This window comes from Lederbergia citri (genome assembly GCF_018343625.1).
Lineage (GTDB): Bacteria > Bacillota > Bacilli > Bacillales > Bacillaceae_C > Lederbergia > Lederbergia citri.
In genome coordinates this window covers 1,172,978-1,198,741 of sequence record NZ_JAGYPG010000001.1, presented here as the reverse complement: position 1 = coordinate 1,198,741, position 25,764 = coordinate 1,172,978, and the positions used below count along the sequence as shown (strand labels likewise).

27 protein-coding genes and 2 pseudogenes are annotated in these 25,764 nt (G+C 37.8%); 25 read left to right on the top strand and 4 right to left on the bottom strand.

Translation table 11 applies throughout. From position 1 onward, the window contains the following. The first annotated feature begins 8 nt into the window (after window positions 1-8). Together gcvPA and gcvPB are read left to right on the top strand one after the other, a co-directional pair. Complete coding sequence (gcvPA, locus tag KHA97_RS06080) at window positions 9-1,355, top strand: aminomethyl-transferring glycine dehydrogenase subunit GcvPA (RefSeq protein WP_213124331.1); 1,347 nt, start codon at window positions 9-11, stop codon at window positions 1,353-1,355. Window positions 1,356-1,380: 25 nt separating this feature from the next. After that, window positions 1,381-2,808, top strand: a complete 1,428-nt coding sequence (gcvPB, locus tag KHA97_RS06075; RefSeq protein WP_233713399.1) for an aminomethyl-transferring glycine dehydrogenase subunit GcvPB — start codon at window positions 1,381-1,383, stop codon at window positions 2,806-2,808. Window positions 2,809-2,853: 45 nt separating this feature from the next. Here the strand turns inward: gcvPB and KHA97_RS06070 are convergent, their stop codons facing one another. Together KHA97_RS06070 and KHA97_RS06065 are read right to left on the bottom strand one after the other, a co-directional pair. Further along, the gene (locus KHA97_RS06070) at window positions 2,854-3,651 is read right to left on the bottom strand and encodes an AAA family ATPase (RefSeq protein WP_213123804.1); all 798 of its coding nucleotides are present in this window, start codon (window positions 3,649-3,651) and stop codon (window positions 2,854-2,856) included. A gap of 288 nt (window positions 3,652-3,939) precedes the next feature. After that, entirely contained in the window at window positions 3,940-4,329 is a 390-nt protein-coding gene (locus tag KHA97_RS06065) for a rhodanese-like domain-containing protein (protein WP_213123803.1), read from the bottom strand. A gap of 416 nt (window positions 4,330-4,745) precedes the next feature. Between KHA97_RS06065 and KHA97_RS06060 the strand changes: the two are divergent. The 3 genes and pseudogenes from KHA97_RS06060 to KHA97_RS06050 form a co-directional block, all read left to right on the top strand. Continuing rightward, window positions 4,746-5,564: pseudogene (locus KHA97_RS06060) on the top strand (ribonucleotide reductase N-terminal alpha domain-containing protein); the annotation flags it as partial. A 321-nt stretch (window positions 5,565-5,885) separates the two neighbouring features. Continuing rightward, window positions 5,886-7,622 (top strand): annotated as a pseudogene (locus tag KHA97_RS06055) (vitamin B12-dependent ribonucleotide reductase); the annotation flags it as partial. A gap of 113 nt (window positions 7,623-7,735) precedes the next feature. Further along, on the top strand, window positions 7,736-8,620 hold the full coding sequence (locus KHA97_RS06050) for a patatin-like phospholipase family protein (RefSeq protein ID WP_213123802.1): 885 nt from the start codon (window positions 7,736-7,738) through the stop codon (window positions 8,618-8,620). On the opposite strand, the gene KHA97_RS06045 is transcribed toward KHA97_RS06050, so the two are convergent. Both KHA97_RS06045 and KHA97_RS06040 read right to left on the bottom strand, forming a co-directional pair. After that, entirely contained in the window at window positions 8,617-8,961 is a 345-nt protein-coding gene (locus KHA97_RS06045; RefSeq protein ID WP_213123801.1) for an SA1362 family protein, read from the bottom strand. The two genes, KHA97_RS06050 and KHA97_RS06045, sit on opposite strands and share 4 nt — an antisense overlap. A 60-nt stretch (window positions 8,962-9,021) precedes the next feature. Further along, window positions 9,022-9,966, bottom strand: coding sequence for a DUF1385 domain-containing protein (locus KHA97_RS06040; protein WP_213123800.1), 945 nt, complete (start codon window positions 9,964-9,966; stop codon window positions 9,022-9,024). 299 nt (window positions 9,967-10,265) lie between these two features. Between KHA97_RS06040 and KHA97_RS06035 the strand changes: the two genes are divergently transcribed. The 20 genes from KHA97_RS06035 (at window position 10,266) to KHA97_RS05940 (ending at window position 25,320) form a co-directional block, all read left to right on the top strand. Further along, the gene (locus tag KHA97_RS06035; protein ID WP_213123799.1) at window positions 10,266-10,766 is read left to right on the top strand and encodes a YqhR family membrane protein; all 501 of its coding nucleotides are present in this window, start codon (window positions 10,266-10,268) and stop codon (window positions 10,764-10,766) included. A gap of 78 nt (window positions 10,767-10,844) precedes the next feature. Then, complete coding sequence (aroQ, locus tag KHA97_RS06030) at window positions 10,845-11,291, top strand: type II 3-dehydroquinate dehydratase (RefSeq protein WP_213123798.1); 447 nt, start codon at window positions 10,845-10,847, stop codon at window positions 11,289-11,291. After that, window positions 11,291-12,352 carry a M24 family metallopeptidase gene (locus KHA97_RS06025; protein WP_213123797.1) on the top strand — a complete coding sequence of 354 codons (1,062 nt, stop codon included), beginning with the start codon at window positions 11,291-11,293 and terminating at the stop codon, window positions 12,350-12,352. The genes aroQ and KHA97_RS06025 overlap by 1 nt, the downstream gene beginning before the upstream one ends. A gap of 23 nt (window positions 12,353-12,375) precedes the next feature. Continuing rightward, the gene (gene efp / locus KHA97_RS06020; RefSeq protein WP_213123796.1) at window positions 12,376-12,933 is read left to right on the top strand and encodes an elongation factor P; all 558 of its coding nucleotides are present in this window, start codon (window positions 12,376-12,378) and stop codon (window positions 12,931-12,933) included. Between the two features lie 149 nt (window positions 12,934-13,082). Further along, window positions 13,083-14,018 (top strand): stage III sporulation protein AA, encoded by a 936-nt coding sequence (gene spoIIIAA / locus KHA97_RS06015; RefSeq protein ID WP_213123795.1) that lies wholly within the window; start codon window positions 13,083-13,085, stop codon window positions 14,016-14,018. Continuing rightward, a complete protein-coding gene (gene spoIIIAB, locus KHA97_RS06010) occupies window positions 14,011-14,526 on the top strand; it encodes a stage III sporulation protein SpoIIIAB (protein ID WP_213123794.1) in 516 nt (171 codons plus the stop codon). The genes spoIIIAA and spoIIIAB overlap by 8 nt, the downstream gene beginning before the upstream one ends. A 17-nt stretch (window positions 14,527-14,543) precedes the next feature. After that, a complete protein-coding gene (gene spoIIIAC, locus KHA97_RS06005; protein ID WP_213123793.1) occupies window positions 14,544-14,747 on the top strand; it encodes a stage III sporulation protein AC in 204 nt (67 codons plus the stop codon). A gap of 22 nt (window positions 14,748-14,769) precedes the next feature. Continuing rightward, a complete protein-coding gene (gene spoIIIAD / locus KHA97_RS06000; protein WP_213124329.1) occupies window positions 14,770-15,156 on the top strand; it encodes a stage III sporulation protein AD in 387 nt (128 codons plus the stop codon). 27 nt (window positions 15,157-15,183) lie between these two features. Then, complete coding sequence (spoIIIAE, locus tag KHA97_RS05995; protein WP_213123792.1) at window positions 15,184-16,371, top strand: stage III sporulation protein AE; 1,188 nt, start codon at window positions 15,184-15,186, stop codon at window positions 16,369-16,371. A 233-nt stretch (window positions 16,372-16,604) separates the two neighbouring features. Then, window positions 16,605-17,216: a stage III sporulation protein AF gene (spoIIIAF, locus tag KHA97_RS05990; RefSeq protein WP_213123791.1), complete on the top strand. Its 612-nt coding sequence runs from the start codon at window positions 16,605-16,607 to the stop codon at window positions 17,214-17,216. Continuing rightward, window positions 17,206-17,877 (top strand): stage III sporulation protein AG, encoded by a 672-nt coding sequence (spoIIIAG, locus tag KHA97_RS05985; protein WP_213123790.1) that lies wholly within the window; start codon window positions 17,206-17,208, stop codon window positions 17,875-17,877. Before spoIIIAF ends, spoIIIAG begins: the two co-directional genes overlap by 11 nt. Next, window positions 17,877-18,407 carry a SpoIIIAH-like family protein gene (locus KHA97_RS05980; protein WP_213123789.1) on the top strand — a complete coding sequence of 177 codons (531 nt, stop codon included), beginning with the start codon at window positions 17,877-17,879 and terminating at the stop codon, window positions 18,405-18,407. Before spoIIIAG ends, KHA97_RS05980 begins: the two co-directional genes overlap by 1 nt. 278 nt (window positions 18,408-18,685) lie before the next feature. Beyond that, window positions 18,686-19,180: an acetyl-CoA carboxylase biotin carboxyl carrier protein gene (accB, locus tag KHA97_RS05975; RefSeq protein ID WP_213123788.1), complete on the top strand. Its 495-nt coding sequence runs from the start codon at window positions 18,686-18,688 to the stop codon at window positions 19,178-19,180. A gap of 12 nt (window positions 19,181-19,192) precedes the next feature. Then, window positions 19,193-20,548, top strand: a complete 1,356-nt coding sequence (accC, locus tag KHA97_RS05970) for an acetyl-CoA carboxylase biotin carboxylase subunit (protein ID WP_213123787.1) — start codon at window positions 19,193-19,195, stop codon at window positions 20,546-20,548. A gap of 15 nt (window positions 20,549-20,563) precedes the next feature. After that, entirely contained in the window at window positions 20,564-20,977 is a 414-nt protein-coding gene (locus KHA97_RS05965; protein WP_213123786.1) for an Asp23/Gls24 family envelope stress response protein, read from the top strand. A 386-nt stretch (window positions 20,978-21,363) separates the two neighbouring features. Further along, the gene (gene nusB, locus KHA97_RS05960) at window positions 21,364-21,747 is read left to right on the top strand and encodes a transcription antitermination factor NusB (RefSeq protein WP_213123785.1); all 384 of its coding nucleotides are present in this window, start codon (window positions 21,364-21,366) and stop codon (window positions 21,745-21,747) included. A 15-nt stretch (window positions 21,748-21,762) separates the two neighbouring features. Further along, complete coding sequence (gene folD / locus KHA97_RS05955; RefSeq protein WP_213123784.1) at window positions 21,763-22,623, top strand: bifunctional methylenetetrahydrofolate dehydrogenase/methenyltetrahydrofolate cyclohydrolase FolD; 861 nt, start codon at window positions 21,763-21,765, stop codon at window positions 22,621-22,623. Window positions 22,624-22,860: 237 nt separating this feature from the next. Further along, window positions 22,861-24,216, top strand: coding sequence for an exodeoxyribonuclease VII large subunit (xseA, locus tag KHA97_RS05950; protein ID WP_213123783.1), 1,356 nt, complete (start codon window positions 22,861-22,863; stop codon window positions 24,214-24,216). Then, the gene (xseB, locus tag KHA97_RS05945; RefSeq protein WP_213123782.1) at window positions 24,209-24,433 is read left to right on the top strand and encodes an exodeoxyribonuclease VII small subunit; all 225 of its coding nucleotides are present in this window, start codon (window positions 24,209-24,211) and stop codon (window positions 24,431-24,433) included. The genes xseA and xseB overlap by 8 nt, the downstream gene beginning before the upstream one ends. 2 nt (window positions 24,434-24,435) lie before the next feature. Beyond that, window positions 24,436-25,320 carry a polyprenyl synthetase family protein gene (locus KHA97_RS05940; RefSeq protein ID WP_213123781.1) on the top strand — a complete coding sequence of 295 codons (885 nt, stop codon included), beginning with the start codon at window positions 24,436-24,438 and terminating at the stop codon, window positions 25,318-25,320. The last annotated feature ends 444 nt before the right edge of the window (window positions 25,321-25,764 follow it).

Genomic DNA, 25,764 nt, shown 5'->3' with positions numbered 1-25,764 from the left:
AAAATATGATTAAACATCGCTATTTGCCGATGACCGAGCAAGATCAAAACGAAATGCTTGAAGCAATAGGCGCTGAGTCAATTGATGACTTATTTTCTGATATACCGGAGAAAGTTCGTTTTAAAGGTGAATATAACATTAAAAAAGCAAAATCGGAATCCGCATTATTAAAGGAACTCGCAAGTCTGGCGGGGAAAAATGCTGACTTAAAACAGAATGTTTCATTCCTAGGGGCTGGTGTATATGATCACTATATTCCGACAATTGTTGACCATGTCATTTCTAGATCTGAATTTTATACAGCATACACTCCGTATCAGCCTGAAATATCACAAGGTGAGCTTCAAGCTATTTTCCAGTTTCAAACAATGATTTGTGAACTAACCGGCATGGATGTTGCGAACTCTTCCATGTATGATGGGGGAACTTCACTTGCAGAGGCTGCTATGCTTAGTGCAGGTCAAACGAAACGGAAAAAGATTCTTGTGTCCAAAACCGTAAACCCTGAATCAAGAGAAGTTTTAAAAGCATATGCAAAAGGTCAATATATCGATGTTGTAGAAATTCCTTACCTTAACGCTGTAACCGACTTAGCTGCTCTGAAAAATGAACTTAATAATGATGTTGCTGCTGTAATCATACAATATCCGAACTTTTTTGGTCAGATCGAACCATTAAAGGATATTGAGCCATTAATCCACGAACAAAAGGGTTTATTGATCGTTTCAAGTAATCCACTTGCACTTGGAGCGTTAACTCCTCCTGGAGATTTTGGTGCTGATATTGTGGTTGGGGATGTTCAGCCTTTTGGAATCCCTGCTTCCTTCGGTGGTCCGCATTGTGGATACTTTGCCGTTACATCAAAATTGATGAGAAAAGTTCCCGGCCGTTTAGTCGGACAAACAACTGATGAAAACGGAAAAAGAGGATTTGTTTTGACGCTGCAAGCTAGAGAACAGCATATTCGCAGAGACAAAGCAACATCCAATATTTGTTCCAACCAAGCATTAAATGCATTAGCTTCCTCTGTCGCCATGACAGCCCTTGGTAAAAAAGGTGTAAAAGAAATGGCAGTGCAAAATATTCAAAAAGCTCATTATGCGAAGACCATTTTTAAAGAAAATGGATTTCATCTTCCGTTCGAGGGCTACCAATTTAATGAATTTGTCGTCAAGCTTAATAAGCCTGTTAGGGAAGTAAATGAAATATTGCTTCAAAAAGGAATCATTGGCGGATATGATTTAGGTCGAGATTATCCAGAACTTGATGGACATATGCTTGTTGCCGTCACTGAACTTAGAACGAAGGAAGAGATTGTTAGCTTTGTAAAAGAAGTGGGGGAGAGCTGTGAATAATCAAGACTTAAAATTAATTTTTGAAATGTCTACTCCGGGGAGAATTGGTTATAGCTTGCCTGAAATGGATGTGCCAGAAATCGATATAGCTGAATGTTTGCCTGAGGGATATGTTAGAGAAAATGAACCCGAGCTTCCAGAAGTATCAGAGCTTGACATTATGCGACATTTTACGGAACTCTCGACACATAATCACGGTGTGGATTCAGGATTTTATCCACTCGGATCATGTACGATGAAATATAATCCAAAAATTAATGAACAGGTTGCACGATTCCCTGGCTTTGCCCATATACATCCTTTACAGCCTGAATCATCTGTTCAAGGAGCACTTGAATTGATGTTTGATTTACAGCAGCATTTAATTGAAATTACAGGGATGAATGAAGTAACTCTGCAACCTGCAGCTGGAGCACACGGAGAATGGACTGGACTCATGATGATTCGTGCTTTCCACGAAGCAAATGGAGACACGGAAAGAACGAAAGTCATCGTACCTGACTCTGCTCACGGAACGAACCCTGCATCTGCAACTGTAGCCGGATTAGAAACGATTACTGTTCGATCTGGTGAGGATGGATTAGTTGATTTGGATCACTTAAGAGAACTGGTTGGTCCTGATACAGCGGCATTAATGTTGACTAATCCGAACACTCTCGGACTATTCGAAGAACAAATACTTGAGATGGCAGAAATTGTCCATGGTGCTGGCGGTAAGCTTTATTACGACGGTGCTAATTTAAATGCTGTTATGTCCAAAGCTCGTCCTGGAGATATGGGCTTTGATGTTGTCCATTTAAATCTTCATAAAACATTTACAGGCCCACATGGAGGTGGTGGTCCAGGTTCTGGTCCTGTCGGCGTGAAAGAAGATTTGATTCCATTTTTGCCTAAGCCGGTTATTACGAAAAAAGATGGTAAATTTGTAATCGACTATGATCGCCCTCAATCAATTGGAAGAGTTAAACCTTTTTATGGTAACTTTGGCATTAACGTACGCGCTTATACGTATATTCGTACGATGGGGCCAGATGGATTAAAAGCTGTTACAGAATTTGCGGTACTCAATGCTAACTATATGATGAGAAAGCTTGCTCCTTATTTTGATCTTCCGTATGACCGACATTGTAAACATGAATTTGTTTTAAGTGGAAAGCGTCAAAAGAAGCTAGGAGTTCGTACGCTTGATATGGCGAAAAGATTGCTTGACTTTGGATATCATCCACCAACAATTTATTTCCCGCTTAATGTTGAAGAATGTATGATGTTTGAACCGACTGAAACAGAATCAAAAGAAACGCTTGATGCATTTATTGATGCAATGATTCAAATTGCGAAGGAAGCGGAAGAAAATCCTGAACTCGTGCAAGAAGCTCCACACACAACTATCGTAAAACGACTTGACGAAACGAAAGCTGCAAGAAAACCGGTTTTAAGATATGTAAAAGAATAATAAAAAATGAGGCAGACTTTTATTAATAAAAAGTCCGCCTCATTTTTATAAATGCCTTAAAAAAGATTGGGGCGATTCAAGAAAATTTTTCGTAATTTGAACATGTTCCACTTCTTCATATTGTATTAATTGAGGAGGCTGAACATCAAAACTATAAATATCTGCATCTGGAAGCGCCATAATGATAGGAGAATGCGTTATGATAATAAATTGAGAATCTTCTTTCACATCATCCAAAATAATACTGATTAAACTTAATTGCCTCATAGGTGATAGAGGCGTTTCAGGCTCATCTAACAAATATAGCCCCCTCGGTCTAATACGAGCTTGAAAATAATCAAGAAATCCTTCACCATGAGAACGAACATCCAATCCTTCATTGTATAAATGCTTTAGCTCTGCGAGTGTTCGTGCGTGAGGCATTGATGCAAGTCCTTTTGCTAAAGCAGATTTATTTTTGTATTCGAACTCAATATTTTTTAATTCTTCTTCAGCATCTTGTTTCATTTTCTTTATCCTATTGACAAAGGAAATAAAATCTTCCGCTCTTAAGAAAAAGCCATTTTTCGTTTTTTGAATCCAAGATAATTTTAAAGCATTTGCTAATTTTTGAGCATGCACCAAGTCGCTATCTTGGGAAATTTCTACACCTCGTGAGACTGGTAAGTCTGATGCAGCTGCAATCCCTTCTAGAAAAGTAGATTTTCCACTTCCGTTTTCGCCTACTAAAATAGTAATGGGCTTCCTGAAAGAAAGCTCCTTAAAATCTTTCAAAACCGGAAGTGTAAAAGGAAACTGTTTTTCATTTTCATTTTGTATGAACTTTACCTCTTTTAAGATCACTTTCCCCCAACCTTTCCTATAAGAAAAGCGCAAGCGCCTTGCTCATCGACGTACAGGCCCGCAGGATGCGGGTCCGTCGACGTTGCCGCAGGACGTGGCGATTTTAGTCGACGTTCCATTTGGGCCTTTGACTTACGCAAAAGAAAAGGACAGGAAGTTTGCTAGTCGATAGGCGCTAGAACTGGACAAAGCAGACATCCATTGCCATGAAAATCCTATTTGAAATTTATACTTTCCTTATTTATTACAAAAAACCGCGGAGTTTCATCCGCGGTATGATGTCAGCTATTATACTTTTTTCTTCGTTTTGATTCGTCCAGACCATTTTTTAAATCCACCCTGTAAATGGTACAAATCTCGGTAACCTTTTCTGTATAAAGTTTGTGCGGCTCTTCCGCTGCGTAATCCCGTTTGACAATATAAATATACAGGTTTATCTGGGCGAATTTCCTTCATGCGTGTTTTTAATTGGGACATTGGAATGTTGCGCGCTCCTAGTATATGTCCACCTTCAAATTCATTTGGCTCGCGAACATCAATCAATTGTGCTTTCCGATAACCAGCACGAAATTCTTCTTCGGTTAATGTTTTTAAGATTTTTTTCTGATGGAAGTAATTATAAAGGGAAAAAGCAATGATTGCTCCCAGTAAAATTAGTAATGTGTATAAAGCCTCCAAAATTCTTCCTTCCCCTTTCTAGTAAATAGCCCTATATTCTATTATATTCATCATAGCACTATGAATCAAAATCTTTTTTATAGATTTTCATTGTCAGATAAAATTTTAAAAAATAATTTTTTAGGCCATTTCCAATAAACCTTATCATACAAACGATGAAAGAGGAAATAAAAAGAGCAAATGCAAATTTTGTTCAAAAATCGTGGTATTTGTTGTAATTTCGTATAAAATCTTTAAAAATCTTTGTTTTACTGCTTTTTTTGAATTTGACAAAATCAAACAAAGTTCAACTGAATCACTATATGTAGTGTGGTGGATGAAAAATAAAATACAATATATTGTGTTTAAGCATTGATTTAATGGTTATACATATGGTAACGTAACTAATAGAATGATTTGTAAAAGGGGTTGACGCAATGTCTGTAGTTTATTCGCAGAAACAAATTCTCAACATAGAAAGACTTAATCAAGATATCCGATTATTTAAGCCGGTGCATCCTATTACGCCTGACATGAAGATTACCCATAAAGGGGTATCTAGGCTTGTTATGATTGACCGCTATGCCTTCAAGGATACAGAAAAGATTACTTTAACAGAGGGCGATTTCGTCGTTCTGACTATTAAAGAAGATCCAAAATTCCCCGCAAGAGGGCTTGGATTTATCAAGTCTATTAACTGGGAAGAGAAGACGGCTGAAGTAATTGTCGAAGAAGAATTTCGAAGTGCACTTGATAGTGATGTAGAAAGAGAGACAGGATTGATTATCCGACCACTTGATATTATCGAAAAGCCACTAGAAATCTTCTACGAGCAAATTGCAAAACGTAATGCAACGGGTCTTGCAGCTGTAGAAAAGACAGAAGAAAAAAGACAAGAATGGTTTGAAAAATTTTATAAAGAACTTTCAAATCTTAACTTTATCCCAGCAGGTCGTGTTTTATACGGAGCGGGTGCAGATACGGATGTAACGTATTTTAACTGTTATGTTATGCCATTTGTGGCTGACTCTCGTGAAGGAATATCCGAACATCGCAAGCAAGTAATGGAAATCATGAGCCGAGGCGGTGGAGTAGGTACAAACGGTTCTACACTAAGACCTCGTAATACACTTGCAAGAGGAGTAAATGGTAAATCATCAGGCTCTGTATCTTGGTTAGATGACATTGCGAAACTAACACACCTTGTTGAGCAGGGTGGGTCAAGACGTGGAGCACAGATGATAATGCTAGCGGATTAAAAGAAAGATGCACTAGTCCGCGTCAACCAGAAAATGGATGACAAGAAAATCGGGTGAATTGCAGGGAAATCCTTAGAGGCTGACAAGCTACAACGTGACTGGAAACGGTGAGCGTGAATGCTTAAAAATTGTCAGCATTGGGCGATCTGCAGCCAAGCGTCATTGGGCATAGGTGATGGCGAAGGTTCAACGACTAGAGAGTGAGCCCCAACAATAAACTCTCATTAGCGCCCGGCCCCTAACAGTTAAGCTGAGGGTGATGATATAGTCTAGTCCGACTGCAATAGCAGTGTAAATATCCTGAAAGGGACGGTAAATGCGTGGCATCCTGATATTATCGAATTTATTATTTCTAAAATGCAAAATCCGCGTATTTTACGATTCTTGATTGAAAATACAACGGATCCTGTTATTAAAAAGCATGCAAAAGATAAGTTGAAGTTTACGCCTCTTTCCGATACAGAAGAAGCTATGTATCAAGGAGTGCTTAATTATCGCAATATCCCAGGCCTTGGCGGATTTAGCGAAGGAATTTTCCATGAAGCTGAGGAAAAATTGGCTGAAGGTGGTACATATTCAGTCCATAATCCTGAGTTTCTGACAGGGGCTAATATTTCTGTCTGTCTTACAAAAGAATTTATGGACGCGGTTGAAAATGATGGGGATTATGAACTTCGTTTCCCAGATGTAGAAAATTATAATCAAGAAGAAATGAAAGCATACAATACCGAATGGCAAAAAGTCGGCGATGTCCGTGAATGGGAAAAACTTGGTTACAAAGTACGCACATATCGTAAAATCAAGGCGAAAGAGCTTTGGAACTTAATTAATATTTGTGCAACTTATTCCGCTGAACCGGGCATTTTCTTCATCGATAATGCCAATGATATGACGAATGCTCAAGCCTACGGTCAAAAAGTTGTAGCAACAAATCCATGTGGAGAGCAACCACTTGCGCCATTCTCCGTATGTAATCTTGCAGCTGTTAACTTAGCTGAAATGGCCGATAAAGAAAACAAATCGGTAAATTTCGAAAAGTTAAAAGAAACCGTACGTATCGGTGTTCGGATGCAAGACAATGTCATTGATGCTACTCCATATTTCCTTGAGGAAAATAAAAAGCAAGCACTTGGAGAGCGTCGTGTAGGTCTTGGTGTAATGGGTCTATCAGATTTGTTAATCTATTGTGAAAAAGAATACGGTTCTATTGAAGGAAATGATTTAGTGGACAAAGTATTCGAAACAATTGCTACAACAGCCTATGAAGCATCAGTGGAGCTGGCAAAAGAAAAAGGAAGCTTCCCATTCCTTGAAGGGGAAACGACAGAAGATACAAATCGTCTCCGCAAAGCATTCATTGAAACAGGTTATATGAAAAAAATGCCAGGGGATATAAACGAATCAATCCTTAAATATGGAATCCGTAATTCTCATCTTCTAACTGTAGCCCCAACTGGATCTACAGGAACGATGGTGGGAGTATCAACCGGATTAGAGCCGTATTTCTCCTTTACGTATTATAGAAGTGGACGTCTAGGTAAATTTATCGAAGTAAAAGCAGATATTGTGGAAGAATATATAAGCCGTCATCCAGAAGCCGATCCGGATAACTTGCCACACTGGTTTGTTACGGCGATGAGCTTATCTCCTGAGGCACATGCTGATGTCCAATGCGTAATTCAGCGCTGGATTGATAGTTCTATCTCTAAAACGGTCAATGCTCCGAAAGGTTATGCCGTTGAGCAAGTTGAACAAGTGTATGAGCGCTTATATAGAGGGGGAGCTAAAGGCGGTACAGTATATGTAGATGGAAGCCGCGACTCCCAAGTTCTCACATTAAAAGCAGAAGAAAATAGTATGGAAGCAAGCGAACAGCTTTCCTTTAAGGAGCCAGTTGTTTTAGTCGATACAATCCAAGATTTACGTTCAACAAGCGTGACAATTGGTTCTGAAATCGGCAATACATGCCCTGTTTGCAGAAAAGGCCAAGTAAAAGAAATTGGCGGCTGCAATACATGCGATAATTGTAATGCGCAATTAAAATGCGGTCTTTAATTAGACATCATTAAAAAACAGGTTATCCCATTTTGTGGGAAGCCTGTTTTTTGTTCTAATTTTTACCACTCTTTCCTAAAGATAAATAAGGACCTTTTGGAGGAGTGGAGAGCATGAATATAGATGGTGTTTTTTCAGGAGGAGGTATTAAGGGTCTTGCACTAATTGGGGCATATGAGGTGTTAGAGGAAAGAGGTTTTACCTTTAAAAGATTAGCAGGTACAAGTGCAGGGGCCATTATGGCTGCCTTTATAGCCGCTGGTTATACGAGTCAGGAAATAAAAGATCTAATGGATGAAACCAAAATGAAAATGTTTTTAGACCAGCGAACTACTCTTCTTCCTTTTGCTCTTGCAAAGTGGCTTTTGTTATATTGGAGAATGGGGATGTATAGAGGAAATGAGTTAGAAGAATGGTTAGGGAAAAAATTGGCCCAAAAAGGTGTCTATACGTTCAAGGATATGCCCAAAGGAAAATTGAGATTAATCGCTTCAGACCTTTCAACAGGAAGGTTGATTGTCTTGCCTGATGATTTAGAAAGCTATGGTATCCCAAAAGAGACATTTCCCGTGGCAAGGGCTGTCCGGATGAGTTGTGGAGTGCCCTTTTTTTTCGAGCCAATAAAATTACGCTCTCTTTCAGGAGAAAATATTATAGTTGATGGGGGACTTCTCAGTAATTTTCCTTTATGGTTATTTGAAGATGAAAACAAACAACGGCCGCGTCCGGTATTGGGGATAAAGCTTAGCTACAATATGGAGGAGCAGCCGAAAAGAGTAATAAGAAATGGATTATCATTATTTGAAGCACTTTTTAGTACTATGAAAGATGCACATGATGCTAGGTATATATCTCGTAAGCATGAAAAGGATATTATTTTTATCCCGCTTGATGAAAACTTTTCATCTGAATTTTCAATATCTGAAGAAAAAAAACACGCCCTTATCGAAAAAGGACGTATTAGAACAAAACAGTTTTTACAGAAATGGACTTATTAAAAAATAGCTCGATCTTTTTTCTTGCTCTTTTTACCTTCGATGACAGTTAAATGTGCAGCTGATCTTTTTCGAAGCGGTTTTTTTCTTATCTGACTGCTTGCTAAATGACTCTTACGATTCCGCTTTTTTGAAAGTCTTGCAGCCTTAGCGAAAGATCTATTTTCGCTTCGTTCAGGTTTCTTTCCCATCCAAACCCGATAAATTAAATAGATAGCAGCAGAGACAAGTCCAATAATAAAGATTTGTCGAAATAGTCCGGCGGGGTTATTGAAAATGTATGAGCCGAGACCAATTATTGCCATTAAAGCTATGATTCCGACCAACCAATTACGTACGTTCAAGAGCGCCACCTCCTCGGGAGTAATGTCATTTTTCCCAAAAAGAAATAGATATATACTCTATTAGACGATTTTCTCTTTTTCTATTGTGTCTACACTTTGCTTTTCCACTTTCAATAATTCCTTAAACGAAGCAAGAGCAACTTCTACTTGATCATTGCTTGGTTCTTTTGTCGTTAATAATTGAAGCCAAAGCCCCGGATAACCAAGCCACTTAAGAACAGGAATATTTCGCATTTTATTTGTTAGCTGCAATACTTCAAAAGATACACCTAAAACAACGGGTATTAATGCAATTCTATTTAATATTCGGACCCAAAGTGGATCTACCGCTACAAACATGTAGATAATTACCCCTACGACGACAGTAAAAAGAATAAAACTGCTGCCGCATCGATAATGGAGCCTTGACATCGATTGGACATTTTCAACTGTCAAGTCAAGATTATGCTCATATGCATTAATGACTTTATGTTCGGCACCATGATATTGAAATACTCGTTTTATTAATGGAGTCATTGAAATAAAATATATATAGGAAAGTAAAAGAATAAGCTTAAAAAGTCCTTCAATCAATATTTGGACTGTATCTCCCGGAAGGATTGGTTTAAATAAAGCTGCCAAAAAGACTGGAACGAGAGTGAAAATAAACTTTGAAAATATAAATGATAGAACACCAAGAGCAGCTACACTTAATACTAATGTTGTCTTAGACATCTTTTCTTCTTGGATTTTTCCATCATCACTCGGATCAACATCATAACGATCTGTTGAAAAGGTTAAATGCTGGGCACCATTTCCACTCGCTTCTACAATAGCAATAATTCCTCGGAGGAATGGAATTTTTTTCAATGTTTGAAGAACAGGCCTCGTTTTTCTTGGTAAATAAAAATATTCAATAGATTGATCTTTGCGGCGAATAGCGGTAACAGTTTGATGTTTACCGCCAAACATAACTCCCTCGACTACAGCCTGCCCACCATAAGCAGGTTTATTTGTGTTTTTCATAGTTTGTCACCAACTTATTGGATTTTAGTATTGCGTTGAAAATGTGAAACTTGGAACTTTGTGGGCAACTTTGCATTAAGAAAGTTTCCATCTAGCTCAAGAAGCCATCTACTAAATTAATAATGTCCTTAAATTTTCGTTGAAAGATCAAAACATAATGGCCCTTTCACCGATAAAGAGGAACTGCACTTTGCAGCATCTCTTTTTATCTTACTAAAATAATCGGAAATTCACCAGATAAAATATTATATGCACAAATGAGGCGAAGCATGGACATGATAAAGGTGGAGGTGGAAATAATGGAAAAAGAAAAAGAAGCTGTAATAAAATATCAAATGTCTGTTTTGAAATTAGCTTGTGTGACTGGGTTTGTAGCGGGTGTATTTGGCACATTGTTTGGCTTTTTTTTGCATTACTTCAATTTCACAGAAATTAGCCCTAAAGTAATTTTAACTCCATTTTCGGGAAAATGGACGGATGGCTGGCTCGGATTTGTAATTACAGTACTATTGTATGGATTGATATCTATCGTTATAGCATTGCTATACTATATGGCATTAAGAAAACAAAAGTCCCTTATTTGGGGGGCTCTTTACGGTGCATTGATTTTTATTATCATTTTTTTAGTCTTATATCCGATAATTCCTGATGTAAAATGGTTGTTCCGTTATCCATTTAATACCATTGCCACAGAACTTGGATTTTTTCTACTTTATGGGCTTTTTATTGGTTACTCAATTTCTTATGAATATGAAGAACAATCAAATTGGAGCAATGTAGAACAAAAGCAAGGACAGTGAAAAGTAACGCTAGTTGAATTTTATAAATTTATGGTAGAATGTTCTAGTAATCATTCTTGACTAGGACGTGAATCATTCGTGAAAATTCTCGTTTTAAATGGTCCGAATTTAAATATGCTAGGTAAACGTGAACCCGGAATATATGGGAGCAATACTTTATTAGAACTCGAAAAAAGCATTCAGGATGCAGGTGGAAAATTAGGAGTGGAGATAAGGTGCTTCCAATCCAATTATGAAGGTGCGTTATTGGATGAGATTCATCAGGCAGCTGATAAGGGTTTCGCAGGGATTATTATGAATCCAGGGGCATTTACACATTACAGCATTGCACTAAGGGATGCGATTTCATCGATTGATATCCCAGTAATTGAAGTCCATATATCCAATGTTCATGCTAGAGAGGAGTTTAGGAAGCATTCTGTTACTGCTCCAGTCTCAATTGGTCAAATTGCCGGTTTTGGATTTTATGGCTATGAAATGGCGTTAAATGCAATGAAAGAATATGTAAAAGGGAGAGAGGCATAGTGGGGAAGGTAGAAAAACTTAGAGAGCAATTTAACCAATCAGATATTGATGGTTTTTTAATTACAAGTACATATAATCGCCGCTATATGACAAATTTCACTGGAACAGCAGGAGTAGCTCTTATTTCAGGTGATCGAGCACTTTTTATTACAGATTTTCGTTACACAGAACAAGCAGCTAAGCAAGCTAAAGGATACGAGATTGTAAGACATACTGGGCCAATTTCACAGGAAGTGGCTGAAAAAGTAAAAGAGTTGGGAATTAAAAAACTTGGGTTTGAGCAGGATCATATGCCTTTTTCTACTTGGAAAGAGTACGAGAAAGCTCTTGAGGCTGAACTAGTACCTATTTCAAATGTTATTGAGAATCTCCGTTTAATTAAAGATGCTGATGAAATCAGTATTTTAAAAGAAGCTGCAGATATTGCGGATGCCGCATTTAAACATATTCTTGATTTTATAAAACCAGGTAAAACAGAGTTAGAGGTCGCCAATGAATTAGAATTTTTCATGCGCAAATGGGGTGCAACATCTTCTTCCTTTGATATTATTGTGGCATCAGGATGGAGAGCGGCGTTACCGCACGGAGTGGCGAGCGAAAAGGTTATTGAAAAAGGTGATTTCGTTACTATGGATTACGGAGCCCTCCATAAGGGGTATGTATCAGATATAACCCGAACTGTTGCAGTAGGGGACCCATCTGAAAAATTAAAGGAAATTTATAATGTTACTCTTGAAGCTCAGTTAAAAGCGATGGAGCTCATAAAACCTGGAATGAGCGGAATTGAAGCAGATGCGATTGCAAGAGACTATATTACGGAAAAGGGATATGGAGCGAATTTTGGCCATTCTCTAGGTCATGGAATTGGTCTTGAGGTTCATGAAGGACCAGGACTTTCATTCCGTTCAGAGACGAAGCTAAAACCGGGAATGGTCGTAACAGTAGAGCCTGGCATTTATTTACCGGGTATTGGCGGCGTTCGGATTGAGGATGATACATTAATAACGGAATCAGGAAATGAAACGTTGACACATTCAACGAAAGAATTAATAATTTTATAAGGGACTTTTTAGGAGGAATATTAATGATTTCAGTAAACGATTTTCGAACAGGATTAACAATTGAAACAGACGGAGGAATATGGCGCGTCATCGATTTCCAACATGTGAAGCCAGGAAAAGGTGCTGCATTTGTTAGATCTAAATTAAGAAACCTGCGCACAGGAGCGATTCAGGAAAAAACATTTAGAGCTGGAGAAAAAGTAGAAAGAGCGCAAATCGATAATAAAAGAATGCAATATTTATATGCAAATGGAAATATGCATGTATTTATGGATAATGAATCATATGAACAAATTGAATTACCAGCATCGCAAATAGAATATGAATTGAAATTTTTACAAGAAAATATGGAAGTTCATATCATTATGTATAACGGTGAAACGCTAGGAGTAGAATTACCGAATACAGTAGAACTGGAAGTCGTTGAAACGGATCCAGGCATAAAAGGAGACACAGCTTCAGGTGGGTCAAAACCTGCAAAAATGGAAACAGGCCTAGTTGTTCAAGTACCATTCTTTGTGAATGCGGGAGATAAACTTGTCATCAATACATCAGAAGGATCTTATGTATCTAGAGCATAATAAAATATTAAATAACTTATATTTTCTTTATTTCTTTTAAAAAACTGAGGGATTTCCTCGGTTTTTTTTATTGGTCACAAACCTTCCTTTCATATTTAAAGACAAGCTGAATACATATTAGATAGTAAAGATGTTAGGAGGGAAGCAAGATGAATTCGGTGTTACGGATGTTGCCAGCTCGTATATGTGAATTGATAAAGAAGCTTCCTACCGACAAATGGGATGAAGTAGAAGAAATTAGATTAAGGATTAACCGCCAGGTGGAAGTGGCATCCAATGGCATTCCTCAATTCCTCCCTTACCTTTTTACTAAAGATGATGCGGAGCATTTCATTAGTAAACTGGCCAACCATTCCTTCTATACACTTGATGAGGAATTAAAGAAAGGCTATATCACGATAGAGGGAGGACACCGAATCGGCCTTGCAGGAAAAGTCATTCTCGACAATGGCTCAGTTAAAGCAATCAGACATTTGGCTTCGTTCAATATTAGAATTGCGAGAGAAAAAATTGGTGCTGCTAAAAAATATATTCCTTATTTATTTGAGCAAGAATGGAAAAACACGATGATTATCGGCCCTCCACAAACTGGGAAAACCACATTATTAAGAGATATAGCGAGAGTAGTTTCAAGTGGCGTATATGATAAAGGAATTCCTTCATTAAAAACTGGAATTGTAGATGAGCGTTCAGAGATTGCGGGATGCGTACATGGGGTACCTCAGCTTCATTTTGGTCCTAGGGTTGATGTATTGGATGCTTGTCCGAAAGCAGAAGGAATGATGATGATGATCCGTTCCATGAGCCCAAATGTCTTGATTGTAGATGAGATTGGGAGAGAAGAAGACAGCATGGCGATAATGGAGGCGGTAAATGCAGGAATCACTTTAATTATGACCACTCATGGAAAGAATTTTGAAGAAATTAGGAAAAGACCCCTTCTTAAACCTATTATAGATCAAAAAGTATTCGAAAGATTTATAGAGTTGTCTAGAAGTGAAGGTCCTGGAACAACAGTATCGATAAAAGATGAAAATGGAAATCCAGTTCCTATGAAAAGAAGGGCTGCGGTCGTTCATGATTAAAATTATTGGAGCGATTTTTATTGTTGGAGCGACAACCTGGGCAGGATTTGAATTTTCGAAACAATTAAGTGAAAGACCTAAAAACATACGATTATTTAGACACTCCCTTGAAACATTGGATGCGGAAATAATGTATAGTCATACTCCACTTGGAGAGGCGGCGGACAAAATATGTAAGCAAATACCTGAACCGATTGCAAACCATTATAAACTTTTTTCTGAAGCTTTAAAGCAAGAGAATGCGATTGTAAAATCTGCTTGGGAAGAAAGCCTAAAGAGAATTAGGGAATCCGCTTCATTAAAACAAAGTGAATATGAAATTTTAGTTCAATTCGGAGAAAATTTAGGAAGACACGACCGGGATACACAACAGAAACAGATATTGTTAACCCTTACTAACTTAGAAAGAGAAGAAGAGAATGCTCGCGAAAAGCAAAAAAAGTATGAAAAAATGGTGAAAAGCCTTGGAGTCCTTGCTGGTATGCTTATCATCATTTTGCTTTTGTAGTGATAGGAGGAAATGATATGGGCATAGATGTGGATGTCATCTTCAAAATAGCCGGTGTAGGAATCGTTGTTGCATTTCTCCATACTATACTTGACCAAGTAGGGAAAAAAGAATATGCACAATGGGTTACATTATTTGGATTTATTTATATTTTATTTATGGTCGTGTCAATTGTTGATGGATTATTTCAGAAAATCAAGTCTGTTTTTTTATTCCAATAGATAGGGGGAAACCGCTATTGCAATCTTACAAATTGCGGGGATTGCCCTCATAACTACTTTTCTTGTCCTTGCGATCAAGGAACAGAAGCCGAATTTTGCCTTTTTGCTTGTATTATTTGTTGGAACAGGCATTTTTCTATTTCTGGTCGATCAAGTGCAAAAAATCATTTTAATGATTGAGAATCTTGCAAGCAGTGCGAATGTCAACACTCTTTATGTTAAAACGATTCTTAAAATTATCGGTATTGCCTATATTGCAGAGTTTACAGCACAAATCAGCAAAGACGCGGGTCTAGGGTCTATGGCGGCGAAAGTTGAATTAGCTGGGAAAATATTGATACTAGCAATTGCTGTACCTATCATGACAGCCTTAATAGAGACCATTATAAATATCATGCCAGTTCATTAGACTATACTTTGGAACGGAGTGGGATACATGCGTCGAGGACTGCAGATTCTTTTCATATGTCTTTTTCCGTTTTTAGGAATCACGACAGTAACAGCAGAAGAATTAGGAGATGAAATATCCCAATCAAATGATCAGATCATAGATCGTTATTTAGAGGACCTTGGATTAGATGAGTTATCAGAACATTGGGAGAAGGTTTTACATGATTATGGTGGATATTTACCTGAGAGTAAAAGAGGTACATTCCTTGATTTTGTAAAAGGGGACAAGTCTTTTTCTTTTGCAGAATGGGTAAATGGCATGATTTCATTCATGATGCAAGAAATAATTTTAAATATAAAACTGCTTGGATCACTTTTGCTCCTGACCATTCTAAGCGTGTTTCTACAATCCTTACACAACGCCTTTGAACAAGGTGCTGTCAGTAAAGTAGCTTATTCTATCATCTTTATGGTTCTGATAATTATTGCCTTAAATAGTTTTAGAATAGCAGCAGATTATGCAATAGACGCTATCGACGCAATGAGTCAATTTATTCTAGCCCTTTTACCATTACTTTTAGCATTAATCGCGTCTTCTGGGGGTGTTGCAACATCAGCATTTTTCCATCCAGTCCTCGTATTTTTAGTAAATATTAGCAGTATCGTAATAAAAAATGCAGTATTGCCTATATTATTTTTGGCAACTTTATTAAGTATTGCCAATACGTTAAGCTCACAATTTAAAGTTTCCCAGCTCTCAAATTTATTGAAAAAAATTAGCATTGGGATTCTGGGTGCCTTTATTACTATTATACTCGGCGTAATTTCTATTCAGGGAGCAGCTTCAGCAGTTGCAGATGGAATAGCGATTAGAACAGCGAAATTTGTTGCGGGAAATTTTGTCCCGGTAGTAGGGCGAATGTTTACGGATGCTGCTGATACTGTTTTAAATGCATCTCTGCTGCTTAAAAATACTGTAGGAATTGCTGGTGTAGCAGTTATTTTGTTAATTGCCGCATTTCCCGCATTAAAAATATTAGTCATTTCCTTCATATATAAGCTTTCAGCTGCACTTATGCAGCCTCTAGGAGATGGACCTGTCATAGAATGTCTCGATGCGGTCAGTAAAAGCGTGATGTATATTTTCGCCTCTTTAGCAATCGTCTCCTTTATGTTTTTTATTAGTATGACGATCATCATTACTTCAGGAAATATAACGATGATGGTGAGATAAGAAAAGCACAAGCGCCTTGCTCACCGACGTACAGGCCCACAGGATGTGGGTCCGTCGACGTCGCCACAGGACGTGGCGGCTTTTAGTCGACGTTCCTTCTTCGGCCTTCGACTGAGATAAAGGAAACACGATGAGTCCAATAGGACGAATCGATGTTGACTTATCGTAGGGAGCAGGACAAGAAGTTTGCCAGTCGATAGGCGCCTAGAGCTGGACAGAAAAGGGTGAATACCATGGAATATTTGAGTGAATGGATTTTTAATATCATCATTTTTTTAATCCTTGCCATGGTTGTGGACATGCTCCTTCCTGATTCAAGTATGAAAAAATATACAAAACTAGCAACGGGGCTAATTCTTATCGCTATCATCCTTACTCCAATACTAAAATTGATGTCTACTGATTTTGAAAAAGTATTGGCTTCTTTCACTATGAATATTGAAACAAGTGATCAAGCTACTGAAAATTTGTTGAAAAACAAAAAAAAAGAGATACAAGCTTCACAGCATGCATATATATTAGAGCAAATGGCTGTCCACATGAAAACAATGGTAGAAAAGGAGTTGATTGAAAAGTATAGCTTGGAAATCAGTAATATCCAGATTTTAGCCACACCAAATAATGACGGAGCTATAAACGAAATAGATAATGTCGTCGTTTATCTATCACCTTCAGAAAAGGCAATAAAAGTCATTCAACCAGTGAACATAAATTTTCAGGAAAAAGACGAGATAGTGGATACTACCGACTACGAAACAATTAAATCAATGTTATCCTCCAGATGGGAAATTCCATTATCATTGATTGATGTTGTTCCAAAGGAGGAAGCAGCAAATGAAGAATAAAAACTTGGGTCCGATTGATTGGCTAAAAGAAAAATTGACAAACCATAACACTCAATCTAGTGAAAAAAACAAAGCTAAACCATATTATTTACTAATTCTACTAATTGTAGGAGCTCTCTTTATGATAATGGGCACAATTTGGAAAGGGAATGTAGATAATCCACCTAAAGCTGTTTTTAACGAAGACAATGGCGATCAAAATAGTTCAGAAACATTTGGTGTCAAAAATTCCGACAGAGACGATGGCATGAAGGTTTTCGAGGAGCATTATGAAAATCAACTTAAAGAAGCCCTTGAAGAAATAGTAGGGGTTTACAGTGTAACAGTCATAGTAAATGTTGAAGCTACTGAAAAAAAAGTGTACGAAAAAAATTCCATACTTAAAAATCAGACGACAAATGAAGAAGATGAAAAAGGTGGTAAACGTCAAATAGAAGATCAATCAAAAGAAGATCAACTCGTCATTATTAAGGAAGGAGAGAAGGATATCCCTCTCGTTTCGGAAACGAGGAAGCCTGAAATTAAGGGGGTTCTAGTAGTTGCCGGTGGTGCAGAAAACATACAGGTGAAAAAATGGATCGTTGAAGCGGTAACTCGGGTTTTGGATGTTCCAAGCCATAAAGTTGCAGTTATGCCTAAAAAATCTAAGGGGGATTCTTGATGCTATTAAAAAAGCAAACGGTTTGGCTTTTAACAATGCTTAGTCTTGTGGTCGTATTGTCTGTCTACTACGTTACATCCGAACCAGATGGAAGAGAAATGACTACAAATGGGGAAAATGCTACAGAAACTGAGGCAAAGATGAGTGACAAAGATATGAAAATTATAACAGAAGCTACTGGTGATGAAGCCTATGAAACTGTCAGAATGGGTTTAATGGATAAAAGGAGTAAGGAGAAAACTGAATTAACATCTCAAGTAGCTGCACCGGACCTAACTGTAGATGAGAAAAACAAATTATACGATAAAATGAAAGAAATTGATACAATCGGTGTGAAGGAAAGAACGATAGAGAGTTATATTAAAACGTTGGGCTATAGCGATTCACTTGTTAGGATTGAAGATGATCAAGTTTATGTTACAGTGAAGGCAAAGGAACACTCAAAAGCCGATGCAGTTGATATCATACGACTTGTAAGAGATGAAATGGGAACGGCATATATTCCGACTGTTGACTTTGACACGAAATAGGATCATGACGGATGGTAAAAAGCCCATCCGTCATGATTTTTTCTTGCCTAGAGAAAGCATAAACTTTTTTATACGTCTGTAATATATTCCAAGAGTGTCTAGCGCAAACAACCGTTAACCGATTCACATCTTACGGGCAGTACGTCGATGGGCAAGCCGCCTGATTTTTCTAGTGAAAAAATAAAAAAGTATTATATTTTATCCTCCAACATTGAATTTTTATAAGGTATTATATTATGATGTTAGGAGCTACTCATTATTTTTCAAGGAGTGTCATTATGTTAAAAATTCAAGAAATTCGTGAAATCATAAAGCTAATTGATCAATCAGATATTGAGGAATTTAGTTATGAGCATGAAGGCTCAAAAGTTAAATTAAAGAAACGAACAGCTACCGTACCTGTTGTCGAGCAACAGCCTATTGTTCAACAGCCTGCAGCAGTTCAGCCGCCAGTTCAAGCTGTAGTTGAAGCTTCAGCCCCAGCTCCTGAGAAGGTAGAGGCAAAAGTAGAAGGGACTACGAATAAAGAAAATTATCTCCAAATTGTTTCTCCAATGGTTGGAACTTTTTATCAATCGCCATCTCCTGACACCCCAGCTTATGTGCAAGTTGGATCTCAAGTAAAAGCAGATACGGTTGTTTGTATCGTAGAAGCGATGAAATTATTTAATGAAATTGAGGCGGAATTGGACGGAGAGATTGTGGAAGTCCTTGTAAAAGACGGCGAACTTGTTGAGTATGGACAACCATTATTCTCAGTAAAGCCTAGATAAGGAGCGTTTTCCATGATAAAAAAAATATTAATTGCAAATAGAGGAGAAATAGCTGTTCGAATTATTCGGGCTTGTAAAGAATTAGACATTGAGACAGTTGCTGTCTATTCTGAAGCAGATCATGAAGCACTGCATGTTCAATTAGCAGATGAAGCGTATTGTATTGGTCCCAAATTATCTAAAGACAGCTATTTAAATACTGCAAACGTAATAAGCGTTGCAAAGTTGACGAATTGTGATGCCATCCATCCTGGCTATGGATTTTTAGCTGAAAATGCAGATTTCGCAGAACTATGCCGAGTTTGCAATATCATTTTTATCGGGCCAAGCCCTGAAGCCATTTCAAAAATGGGTACAAAAGATGTTGCTCGAGAAACAATGAAAGCGGCAGGAGTACCTATTGTACCAGGATCTAATGGAATTATTAATGATATTGACGAAGCCTTAGAAATTTCTGAAAAAATTGGCTATCCGGTCATCATTAAAGCTACTGCAGGAGGCGGCGGGAAGGGAATTCGCGTTGCCAGAGACAAGGAAGAGCTGGTTAAAGGGATTAATATTACTCAGCAAGAGGCATTGACTGCATTCGGCAATCCAGGGGTATACATAGAAAAGTATATTGAGGATTTTAGGCATGTTGAAATCCAAGTGATTGGCGATAATTTTGGTAATGTTATTCATCTTGGTGAACGTGATTGTTCCATTCAAAGAAGACTACAAAAATTACTTGAAGAAACTCCTTCACCAGCAATAGACCCTGAAACACGGGAATTAATGGGGGAAGCAGCAGTTAAAGCTGCCAAGGCTGTTGATTATTCAGGTGCTGGAACTATTGAATTCATTTATGACCATAGGAATCGCAAGTTTTATTTCATGGAGATGAATACTCGTATTCAAGTTGAACATCCCGTTACTGAAATGGTTACAGGAGTCGATCTCATAAAAGAAATGATCCGCATCGCATCAGGTGAGAAATTATCTCTAACTCAAGAAGATGTTGAATTTCGCGGCTGGTCGATAGAATGCAGAATTAACGCAGAAAACCCTGAGAAAAACTTTCTTCCTTCTGCCGGAAAAATCGAAATGTATTTGCCGCCAGGCGGGTATGGAGTTCGCGTTGATTCAGGGGCTTATCCCGGCTATACAATTCCGCCATATTATGATTCAATGATAGCAAAGGTCATTTCATATGGGGCTACACGTGAAGAAGCAATTTCTAGAATGAAAAGAGCACTAGGAGAATTTGTTATTGAGGGAATTAAAACAACCATTCCATTCCATTTGAATTTGCTTGAAAATGAAACATTTGTAGGTGGAGACTTCAATACAAAGTTTCTTGAAATACATGATGTAATGAATCAAAAATAAGCGGAGGTGTTTTAAATGGAAGAGAATATGAGCATGCTTGAAATGACACAGGAAAATGGTCAAACCTTAGGGAAAATTGAAATTGCTCCTGAAGTCATTGAAGTAATTGCCGGAATAGCAGCTTCGGAAGTTGAGGGTGTTGCTCAAATGCGTGGAAATTTCGCCACAGGGGTTGTAGAAAGACTCGGCAAAAAAAACCACGGTAAAGGAATAAGAGTAGAACTTACGGATGAAGGAATAAAAGTAGATGTGTATTGCTTAATGAATTTCGGTGTCTCCATTCCTACAGTCGCCCAAAAGGTTCAAGACAATATCCGACAAACGTTATATAATATGACGGCACTAGAAGCAGAAGAAGTGAATGTCCATATTGTAGGTGTAGCTTTTGAAACCCAAAAGCAGGAAATCCAAGAGTATGAAGAACAATAATTAAAAATGGATAGCGCCTGCATCATCAATATTAAGCTTTTCTATAGGCGCTGTTGATAGACGAGAACTATATTCTAACAAGTGCTACAAAAGTTCCTAATTTATAGTTTCGTAAGCAAGAATAAAAGCCAGAGGGTGATCCTTTGGCTTTTTCAATCATTATTTAAGTAATAATAATTTGGAACATTATGGACAGCTTTCTAGGGAGGAAGTTATCGTCCAGCTCCAGCGCCTATCGACTAGCAAACTTCTTGTCCTTCTCCCTACGATAAGTCAACATCAGCTCGTTCCTCGCTGTGTTTCCTTTATCTCAGTCAAAGGCCCTTAAGTCTGTACGTCGATGAACAGGCGCTTGCGCTTTTGTTCTTAAAAGGAGTATACATTACATGAAAAGAAGAATTGCTCGCGAAAAAGCTTTGCAAGCCTTATACCAAATTGATATGAGTGGGACTGATACTTCCGAGGCAATTGAATTTGTGTTAGAAGATCAAAAAATAGATATGTTTTTGCAAGGTTTGGTAGAAGGTACTGTGAACCATCTTCCTGAAATTGATCAGGAGATTAACAAGCATTTGGAAAATTGGTCTATGGATCGGTTATCTAAGGTTGATCTGAATATTTTAAGGCTTGCTATTTATGAAATGAAATTTAATGAAGACGTACCTGAAAACGTCGCAATTAACGAAGCAGTAGAGATTGCTAAAAAATTTGGCGATGACAAATCAGGTAAATTTATTAATGGAATATTATCAAGGGTTAAGGGAGAATAGACAGGGGGAATTACGATGCCAGCCACAATTATTAATGGGAAAGAAATATCGAATCATATTAGAGCAGGACTTGAACAAGAAGTTGCTAAGCTAACTGTAGAAGGAATTAAACCGGGATTAGCTGTTATTTTAGTTGGAAATAACCAAGCTTCAAGAACATACGTTACCTCTAAACAGAAAAGCTGTAAAGCGATTGGGATGCATTCAGAGTTAATTGAACTTCCTGAAAATGTAGAAGAGCAAGTGTTGTTGAATGAGATTGAGACATTAAATAATCGGGATGATATTCATGGAATATTAGTTCAGCTTCCTCTTCCAGCTCATATTTCAGAGACTAAAGTGATCGAAACCATTTCTCCTAATAAAGATGTGGATGGTTTTCACCCAATTAATATTGGAAAAATGATGACAGGGCAGGATACATTCTTGCCATGCACTCCTTTCGGTGTTTTAGAAATGTTGAAATATATGAAACTGCCAATTGCAGGTAAGCATGCAGTCATCGTAGGACGAAGCAATATCGTCGGAAAGCCAGCTGGTCAATTGCTTTTAAACGAAAATGCTACCGTTACGTATTGCCATTCAAAAACAGAAGATCTTCCTTCTTATACGAAGAAAGCGGATATATTAGTAGCAGCTGTTGGACGGGCTAAAATGATCACGTCAGATTATGTAAAAGAAGGCGCAATTGTCATTGATGTCGGAATGAATCGAGACGAAAATGGTAAATTATGCGGTGACGTTGATTACGATGATGTTTTTGATAAAGCAGGTTATATAACTCCTGTTCCAGGCGGAGTTGGCCCCATGACGATTACAATGCTATTGTACAACACTGTAAAATCGGCTCAAAAAGTAATTGCCAATCGCAAATAAGATGGAATTATAGTAAAATAAAGACCAGCATACTAGAGAAGCTGTCATCCTAAAAAAATGGGGTGCAGCTTTTCTTAATACTAAAATACATATTGTAATTTCTAGCTCCTGCGCCTATTGACAAACAATTTTAATGGGTTTTTTCTTAATCACCAGTCAAAGACTGTCTCACATGTTGTAAGTGGTTTACATCGATGAGCAGGTGCTTATGCTTTTTCAAAACGAGGTGTGTTATTAATGACGGAACGCCAATATTTATCTGTAAAAGCTTTAACAAAATATATAAAACGAAAATTTGATGTTGATCCTCATTTATCAAATGTATTTGTAAAAGGTGAAATATCAAATTTTAAAAGGCATTCGAGCGGCCATCTATATTTTACTTTAAAAGATGAATCAGCAAGAATTATGGCCGTCATGTTTTCTTCTTACTCCCAATCTATGAAATTCATCCCTGAAAATGGGTTAAATGTATTAATCCGAGGCAGTATTTCCGTATATGAATCAAGTGGTCAATACCAAATATACGTTCAAGAAATGCTTCCTGATGGGATTGGGGAACTATTTCTTGCCTATGAACAACTGAAAAACAGACTAGAGCAAGAAGGATTATTTCATCCTGATAAAAAGAAACGGATTCCGGTGTATCCAAAAAAGATTGGTGTTATCACATCTCCAACTGGAGCGGCGATAAGAGACATCATTACGACCATTAAGCGACGGTATCCAATCGGAAAACTTATTATCCTTCCAGTTCTCGTACAAGGCAAACAGGCATCCACATCGATTGCCGAAGCAATCAAAAAAGCTAATGATCTTTCCATTGCTGATGTCCTCATTGTTGGAAGAGGCGGAGGCTCGATAGAAGAATTATGGGCTTTTAACGAAGAAATAGTAGCAAGAGCGATTTTCAATTCTCAAATTCCGGTTATTTCGGCAGTCGGCCATGAAACGGATTTTACAATTGCTGATTTTGTGGCTGATGTAAGAGCTGCAACGCCAACTGGAGCCGCAGAGCTTGCTGTACCTCATATTGAAGATTTAATGGAACGGCTCCTAAATCGAAAGAATCGACTTTACAGAGGGATGTCAGAGATTACAAAGGACAAAAGAGGAAAACTAAACTTACTAGAAAATTCATATATATTACGAAATCCTCGAAAATTATATGAGCAAAAATGGGAATCGGTTGACAGAATGACAGATAGATTACAAAGAGGCCAAGAAAAAATTCTTTTTCAAAAGATGGACCAATTTCAAAAACTACATAAAGTTTTGGCCACCCATCATCCTGCAATGAAACTACAAATGCATAAAGAGAAGTTTATTCACATCAAGCAGCAACTTACACAACAAGCAAAAATCATATTACATCAGAAGTCTAGTGCGTTTTCAACAAAAGTTGCTACGTTGGAAGCTTTGAGTCCATTAAATATATTACAAAGAGGCTATAGTGTTGCCTACACAGAAAATGGAAATATTATCAATAAAACTGATAAAACAAATATAGGTGATCAGATAACGTTAAAGGTTACAGATGGAGAGTTATTTTGTACTATTGATCATATAGAAAAGGGTGAGAGTGATGGATGAGAAATTAACATTTGAAGAAGCAATGAGCCAATTGGAGAAAATTGTCATGCGTCTTGAAGAGGGAGATATTCCTTTAGAGGAAGCATTGGAAATATATAAAAAAGGAATCGAATATTCCAAGCTTTGCCATGATAAACTGAAAAATGCTGAACAGCAGCTTACAAAAATTTTGACCGAAGATGGGGAGGAAGAATTTCTTCTTCAAGAGGAGGATTAAGCTTGGTAGTCCAACACGAAACATTTATAGCGAAGTATAAAGATTTGCTGGAAAGGGAGTTAGCTGCTTCTATTCATAAACTAAATGCTCCTCAAGCGTTGAAAGGTGCGATGCTTTATTCATTAACAGCTGGAGGTAAAAGAATTCGTCCCATTTTGCTTTTTGCCGCTATCGATGCTTTTGGCAAGAATCCCGAAATAGGTTTGCGGGCAGCATGCGCATTGGAAATGGTTCATACGTATTCTTTAATCCATGATGACCTTCCAAGTATGGACGATGATGATTTAAGGCGTGGGAAACCGACCAACCATAAAATTTTTGGTGAGGCTCTAGCTATTTTAGCTGGAGATGGACTGTTAACTTATAGCTTTCAACTTATTTCTGAAGATGAGCATATAGATGATCAGCTGAAAATTTGGCTAATGAAAATGTTATCAATTTGTGCTGGTCCTGAAGGAATGGTTGGAGGACAGGTTGCAGATATTCAAGCTGAAAACCAAGAATTGCATTTAAGGGAATTAGAATATATCCACCAGCATAAAACAGGACGCTTACTTACATATAGTGTGATGGCTGGGGCAAAAATTGCAGGAGCAACCGAAGAGGAACTCGATCTTTTTGAAAAATATTCTCAACATCTAGGACTCGCTTTTCAAATTAGTGACGATATTCTTGACGTTATCGGTGATGAAAAAATCATTGGAAAACCAATTGGGAGCGACCGTGATAAAAAGAAAAGTACATACCCATCATTATTATCGTTAGAAGGGGCTAGAGATCATTTGGCATTTCATATTCAAGGTGCAAAAGAAACGCTATCTAAAACAAATTTAAAAACAGATTTGCTTGAATACCTTACTGATGTTGTGGCTGGAAGAGATCGATAAAAGCATTCCAGCCTTATCAAATTGATGATAAATTGAAAATATGATATAATTTTTAAAGATTATTGGATGGTGCAGTATTCTAGTCGACCTACCGGTTCTGAAGGTGAGCCTAAAAATTCACCAAAGGGCACATCGATGAAGTTCCTTGTTCTGGCTTGAGTCGCCCAGGCTTGGGTCGGAGCTGGGAGTAAAGGTGTAAGGGCGATCCACAAAGGCATGTGGGCGTTGACCCTTTACCGCGGAGGCTTCGTTGTTTTAGCTGGCTTAAATGCATACGCATGAAACGCGAAGTATAGACCTGCGACGTGATGAGGGCATCACAAGCAGCGTAGCCTGCCTTGAGTGAAGCTTGAGGGGATTATGGTTATAGGAATTCAGAATGGTTGGCCATCGTCCTGAAATTCTTTCGTCCATATGAAATCAGTTTTGCAAAAGAGGCTAGGA

Coding starts and splice junctions, on each gene's coding strand:
- gcvPB (WP_233713399.1), top strand. CDS start 1,381: ATGTCTACTCCGGGGAGAATTGGTTATAGCTTGCCTGAAATGGATGTG.
- KHA97_RS06050 (WP_213123802.1), top strand. CDS start 7,736: ATGAATATAGATGGTGTTTTTTCAGGAGGAGGTATTAAGGGTCTTGCA.
- KHA97_RS06040 (WP_213123800.1), bottom strand. CDS start 9,966: ATGAAAAACACAAATAAACCTGCTTATGGTGGGCAGGCTGTAGTCGAG.
- KHA97_RS06035 (WP_213123799.1), top strand. CDS start 10,266: ATGGAAAAAGAAAAAGAAGCTGTAATAAAATATCAAATGTCTGTTTTG.
- efp (WP_213123796.1), top strand. CDS start 12,376: ATGATTTCAGTAAACGATTTTCGAACAGGATTAACAATTGAAACAGAC.
- spoIIIAA (WP_213123795.1), top strand. CDS start 13,083: ATGAATTCGGTGTTACGGATGTTGCCAGCTCGTATATGTGAATTGATA.
- spoIIIAB (WP_213123794.1), top strand. CDS start 14,011: ATGATTAAAATTATTGGAGCGATTTTTATTGTTGGAGCGACAACCTGG.
- spoIIIAC (WP_213123793.1), top strand. CDS start 14,544: ATGGGCATAGATGTGGATGTCATCTTCAAAATAGCCGGTGTAGGAATC.
- spoIIIAE (WP_213123792.1), top strand. CDS start 15,184: ATGCGTCGAGGACTGCAGATTCTTTTCATATGTCTTTTTCCGTTTTTA.
- spoIIIAF (WP_213123791.1), top strand. CDS start 16,605: ATGGAATATTTGAGTGAATGGATTTTTAATATCATCATTTTTTTAATC.
- spoIIIAG (WP_213123790.1), top strand. CDS start 17,206: ATGAAGAATAAAAACTTGGGTCCGATTGATTGGCTAAAAGAAAAATTG.
- KHA97_RS05980 (WP_213123789.1), top strand. CDS start 17,877: ATGCTATTAAAAAAGCAAACGGTTTGGCTTTTAACAATGCTTAGTCTT.
- accB (WP_213123788.1), top strand. CDS start 18,686: ATGTTAAAAATTCAAGAAATTCGTGAAATCATAAAGCTAATTGATCAA.
- accC (WP_213123787.1), top strand. CDS start 19,193: ATGATAAAAAAAATATTAATTGCAAATAGAGGAGAAATAGCTGTTCGA.
- KHA97_RS05965 (WP_213123786.1), top strand. CDS start 20,564: ATGGAAGAGAATATGAGCATGCTTGAAATGACACAGGAAAATGGTCAA.
- nusB (WP_213123785.1), top strand. CDS start 21,364: ATGAAAAGAAGAATTGCTCGCGAAAAAGCTTTGCAAGCCTTATACCAA.
- folD (WP_213123784.1), top strand. CDS start 21,763: ATGCCAGCCACAATTATTAATGGGAAAGAAATATCGAATCATATTAGA.
- xseA (WP_213123783.1), top strand. CDS start 22,861: ATGACGGAACGCCAATATTTATCTGTAAAAGCTTTAACAAAATATATA.
- xseB (WP_213123782.1), top strand. CDS start 24,209: ATGGATGAGAAATTAACATTTGAAGAAGCAATGAGCCAATTGGAGAAA.